General features: G+C 63.2%; 5 protein-coding genes and 1 pseudogene. 2 read left to right on the forward strand and 4 right to left on the reverse strand.

The features are described from left to right. The 4 genes from mraW to dinB all read right to left on the reverse strand — a co-directional run. Window positions 1-220, reverse strand: a 220-nt coding sequence (gene mraW / locus TX78_RS14090) for a 16S rRNA (cytosine(1402)-N(4))-methyltransferase (protein ID WP_233722113.1), incomplete at its 3' end; no start/stop codon positions are given. Window positions 221-352: 132 nt separating this feature from the next. Next, a complete protein-coding gene (gene mraZ / locus TX78_RS01530) occupies window positions 353-784 on the reverse strand; it encodes a division/cell wall cluster transcriptional repressor MraZ (protein ID WP_044492989.1) in 432 nt (143 codons plus the stop codon). A gap of 711 nt (window positions 785-1495) precedes the next feature. Next, complete coding sequence (locus TX78_RS01535; RefSeq protein WP_044492991.1) at window positions 1496-1912, reverse strand: DUF3040 domain-containing protein; 417 nt, start codon at window positions 1910-1912, stop codon at window positions 1496-1498. Between the two features lie 111 nt (window positions 1913-2023). After that, a complete protein-coding gene (gene dinB, locus TX78_RS01540) occupies window positions 2024-3238 on the reverse strand; it encodes a DNA polymerase IV (RefSeq protein WP_044492993.1) in 1215 nt (404 codons plus the stop codon). Window positions 3239-3255: 17 nt separating this feature from the next. On the opposite strand from dinB, the gene TX78_RS01545 reads away from it, so the two are divergent. Both TX78_RS01545 and TX78_RS01550 read left to right on the forward strand, forming a co-directional pair. After that, window positions 3256-4425, forward strand: coding sequence for a polyprenyl synthetase family protein (locus tag TX78_RS01545; protein WP_044492995.1), 1170 nt, complete (start codon window positions 3256-3258; stop codon window positions 4423-4425). 35 nt (window positions 4426-4460) lie between these two features. Continuing rightward, window positions 4461-4668: pseudogene (locus TX78_RS01550) on the forward strand (serine/threonine protein kinase); the annotation flags it as partial.

A 4668-nucleotide genomic window follows, 5' to 3' on the forward strand; every position in this document is an offset into this window, starting at 1 on the left:
CCAGTTTAAGCGCCTGCGTGTCCCGGTCGATTCCTAGAACAGTGACATCTGGATGGGCCGCCAACATAGCTTCGGAGTGACCCCCCATACCCAGGGTGGCGTCGATGACGACTGGTCGGCTGCCATCGTGCTGGATTGTGGTGACACTCTGAGCGAGCAGAGCGATGCAGCGATCCCTCATCACGGGGATGTGGCGGTCGGCTGCCGCACGCTCACTCATGGCGCCTCCTTCGCTGTGATGAATCGAATGCCTGGAGTCAGCTCCCCCTCCGCTCCGGTCCGCCTGACATCGGGGAAGAGAAGTCAGGTGGTGCCGGGCGGCTGGAGAACTCACCCCAGGCCTGCCGCTGGCTCAGAAGAGACCGGGGATGGCGTCCTCATCGGTAGATGAGAACTCCGTCTCCTTCTCTTCCAAGTAGGAGTTCCAGGCCGCGGTGTCCCAGATTTCGGCTCGGTCTCCCGCACCAATCACTGTGACCTCGCGGTCGAGTCCCGCATATTCCCGCAGTGCTGCCGGAATGGTGATTCGGCCCTGCTTATCCGGGGTCTCGTCCGAGGCGCCGGAGAGGAACACGCGGATGTAGTCACGTGCCTGACGGGAGGTCAGCGGCGCCTGCCGCATCTGCTGGTGCACATTGGCGAATTCCTGCTCACTGAACACATAGATGCAGCGCTCCTGCCCGCGGGTCAGAACCAGACCGTCGGCCAGTTCATCTCGATATTTCGCGGGAAGGATAAGACGCCCCTTCTCATCCAGACGAGGCGTGTAGGTGCCGAGGAACATGGCGCCCACCTCGCTTCGCTCAGATGATCAGAGCTTCTCTCCCATCGCGCTCCACTTTACTCCACTTCACCCCACTTTCCAACCATTATCGGCAGCTCGTTCCCCTCCTGCGCCTCATTACAGGCACGGGACAGCACAAGAGGCAGCTCTGACCTGCGCTTTTGCGCGGGGTGCGCAGTGGAGGGCCGTGGGGAGGAAGGTGGAGGGAAATGTGGTGAGGCAGCCACAAGTGACTGGTGTTCCTCACCGTGCCCTCACCGCATGGACCTCACCACACCGGGGGTGGAGGAAAGTGGAGACACCTGAAGGGGATGGTGAGGGCTTCTTCGCTTGGCGCCCTAGTTCTGTTTCACAACGGCGGCATTTGAGGCGGTGTGTGAAACAGAACTAGGGCAGATGCAGCGGCAGCGGTTATTAGGATCACATGCGTGTCCAGGACGGCCGTAAATCGTTGATCTGACACCGATGTGGGGTACGCGCCACCAAGCTGGTCAAGAACGGCAAGACCGCCTGCGAAGCCTCTCCCATGCAACCCGACGGAAGATCTGTGGGGTGATCCGAGCCCTAGAATCCGCCGCGAATTCGCCTCACGAATCTTGCGTTCAGTGACGCCACAGCGCCAGCACTTCGCCAGGCTGAAGGGCGCGTGAAACGAGTCAAGCCCCTCACTAGGAGGGGCTTGACTCGTTCGGGAAAAGTCTCGGGGCAGACTCAGCCTTGCTGGCGGCGCTGCTCCCACTTGTCTTCGAGGCTGCCCATGAAGGAACCGGAGGGGCTGGGGGCTGAGCTGCGCGGACCGGATCCGCCGCCGGGGCCACCGTTGCCCCCTGAGCCGCCGTTGTTCCCGTTGCCTCGGGACTTACGTGCCCCTCCCCCGGTGGTGGCGAAGTAGGCGCCGCCGCCCATCAGCAGAAAACCGAAGACACCGACCGGGATGAGCTGCTGGTAGATGCCGAAGATCAAGACGCCAATACCGGCGACAGCAACAAGCAGCCCGAGAACCAGGTTGCGGACGTTGAGCTTTCCGACAGTGGTCTCCTGCAGAGAGCTCGCAAAGCCAGGGTCCTCAGTCTGAAGCTGTTCCTCGAGCTCCTTGAGCAGTCGCTGCTCGCGCTCCGACAGTGCCATCGTGACGCTCCTTGTTCCGAGTCCTCGGCGGGTATGGGCCTTTAGTCTAGCTTCTGAAGACTCTCCCGGCCTAGCCGATGACGAAGCTATGACCAACTTGGTACGAAACTCTCAGTCATCCTCAAGCTTGGAGCCCCCGCCGACCTGACGTCGGGCTTCCCTGGGCAGCAATGATGCCGGAGCCACTGGGAGGTCCGGGAATCGCTGCGCCACGGCATCGATGGCCCGCTCGGCATCAAGCCACTCAGCGGCCCGAGTATCAAAGCTCAGCTGCAGAGCCCCGTCATCGCGCTGAAGCCGCTCCGCGCGGAGCCCTATCAACCGCACCGGCTGGGGCCGTTCCCCGAGCCCCTGCAGCAGCCGCACCGCAGTCTGCGTCAGCACCTGGGCCGACTGGGTGGGATGTTCAAGTGTGGCGGAGCGGGTCAGCGTACTGAAGTCCTGATAGCGCAGCTTCAGACTCACCCCGCGGGCATTGAGCTGTGCCTGGCGCAGCCGCGCTGCCACCCGGTGCCCCAGCCGCAGCAGCTCGCGGGTCAGCTCAGCGTCCGAGTCGATATCCCTCGCGAAGGTCTCCTCCGCCCCGATGCTCTTCTCCTCTCGCTGAGGCACCACCTCACGTGGATCATTCCCCCACGCCAGATCATGAAGATGTTCTCCGGTGACCCCGAATCGCCTTTTCAGGCTCTCCCGCGGTGTCTGCGCTAGCTGCTCCACTGTGTGGATGCCTTGGGCATGCAGAGCCTGCGCCGTTTTGTCTCCCACTCCCCAGAGTGCCTCAACTTTCAGCGAATGCAGGAAGCGCAGCCGCTGGGCGGGTGGGACCAGCAGCAACCCGTCAGGCTTGGCTCTGGTCGAGGCGATCTTCGCGATGAATTTCCGGTCGGCGATTCCGACCGTGGCCGGCAGTCCGAACTGGGCGCGGATATCGGCCCGGATCCGCTCACCGATCTGCTGCGGCTGCCCCAAACGCCGTCGCGCTCCGGTGAGATCAAGGAAGGCCTCATCCACGCTGAGCTGTTCCTTGGTATCGGTGATGGTGTCGAAGTACGCCATGATCCCGACTGAAAGTTCTCGGTACCGGTGCATCTGTGGGGGCAATACGGTGGCATGCGGGCTCAACTGCAGTGCCCGGCTCAGCGGCATCGCCGATCGGACGCCGTCGGCGCGTGCTTCATAGGAGGCAGAGAGGACCACCGAGCGCCCCTCACCGGCGACGATGATCTTCCGTCCGCGCAGTTCGGGTTTATTCAGCAGCTCTGCCTCGACATAGAACGCATCCATATCCACATGCGCGATGATGCGGGGACGATCTGCAGCGGGCATATGGATAGGCTAACGGCATGCTCAGACATCAGACCCCGCAGCAGGATTTCGCCCAGCGCGCTGAGCGCTTCGTCGCCGGGGTCAACGACCTCTGCCGGGAGTACCTGCTCAGCCGCCGCGAGGAGGTCAATGCAGTCTCGGCACCTGCAGCGCCGCTGGCCGATGCGATCCTCGATCTCACCGCTGGCGGTAAGAAGCTGCGTCCGGTGCTGGCCTGGATCGGTTGGCGCAGCGCACGCTCTGAAGAGTACCTTCCCGCAGCGGAAGGGCCGCACGACGCCGACGCTGCGGTGAAACTACTGGGCGTCGCCTTAGAGCTCTTTCAGGCCGCTGCGCTGGTCCACGATGACATCATTGACCGCTCGGCAACCCGCCGCGGCCAACCCAGCACGCATAAGCGGTTCGAAACACTGCACCGCGAAAAGCACTACGCCGGGGAGGCTGCTCACTTCGGCACCACTGGAGCCATCCTCTCCGGTGACCTCGCACTAGCCTGGTCCGGGCAGGCCTTCGCCGACGCTCAGCAGCAGGCCCGGCAGCAGCTGGAGCTCAGCACCGAGCAGCTGGTTGAGGTTCAGACCATCTTTCAGCGGATGCATACCGAAGTGATGACCGGACAGTATTTGGATGTGCTCGCCGAGGTGGGCCCAGCCGCCGCGAACGAAGCCGAGGCCGTAGCTCAGGCGCGCAATGTGCTGCGCTATAAGGCGGCCAAATACTCCAGCGAATACCCGGTGACCCTGGGCTGTGCACTGGCCGGTGGTTCTGCACAACTGCGCGAGGCGCTGGCTGCAGCCACGCTGCCGGTGGGTGAGGCCTTCCAGCTGCGTGATGATCTGCTCGGGGTCTTCGGCGATCCTGCGGTGACCGGCAAGCCGGTGGGTGATGATCTGCGTGAGGGCAAGCGAACAGAGCTGATCGCCTACGGCCTCTACCGCTCCCCCGCGGCCGCTGCTGATGAGCTCACCGCAATGCTGGGCCGTGCTGATCTGAGCCAGGACGACGTCGCCCGCGCCCGCGAGATTCTCATCACCTACGGTGCTGTTGAAGAAGTGGAACGTTCGATCGAGGCGCTGCTGAGCAGCAGTGCCGTTGAGGTAGAGAAGCTGCATGATCTCGGCGTCGATGACGAGGTACTCCATGATCTCGAAGCCGTGACGCAACGACTGGTCGCCCGGACGTCCTAGAAGCGCCCGGCTTCATCCTTCGATACCCTGAAGCAATGAGCACTGAAGAGAGCTGGATCGGCTCAACCATCGACGGGCGATATGTGATCACCAAGCGCATCGCCCGCGGCGGCATGTCTACGGTGTATCTGGCCCGTGATGAGCGTCTGCACCGCGATGTGGCCGTCAAGGTGCTCTTCCCGCATATGGCCGAGGACCGCAAGGTGGTCCAGCGCTTCGAGCAGGAGGCGCGCACTTCAGCAC

Source organism: Nesterenkonia massiliensis (assembly GCF_000455245.1).
Taxonomy (GTDB): domain Bacteria; phylum Actinomycetota; class Actinomycetes; order Actinomycetales; family Micrococcaceae; genus Nesterenkonia; species Nesterenkonia rhizosphaerae.

What these genes read in the sequence shown, in the direction of transcription:
- mraZ (WP_044492989.1), bottom strand. Translation starts at nt 784, where the DNA reads ATGTTCCTCGGCACCTACACGCCTCGTCTGGATGAGAAGGGGCGTCTT.
- dinB (WP_044492993.1), bottom strand. Translation starts at nt 3,238, where the DNA reads ATGCCCGCTGCAGATCGTCCCCGCATCATCGCGCATGTGGATATGGAT.
- TX78_RS01545 (WP_044492995.1), top strand. Translation starts at nt 3,256, where the DNA reads ATGCTCAGACATCAGACCCCGCAGCAGGATTTCGCCCAGCGCGCTGAG.
- TX78_RS01535 (WP_044492991.1), bottom strand. Translation starts at nt 1,912, where the DNA reads ATGGCACTGTCGGAGCGCGAGCAGCGACTGCTCAAGGAGCTCGAGGAA.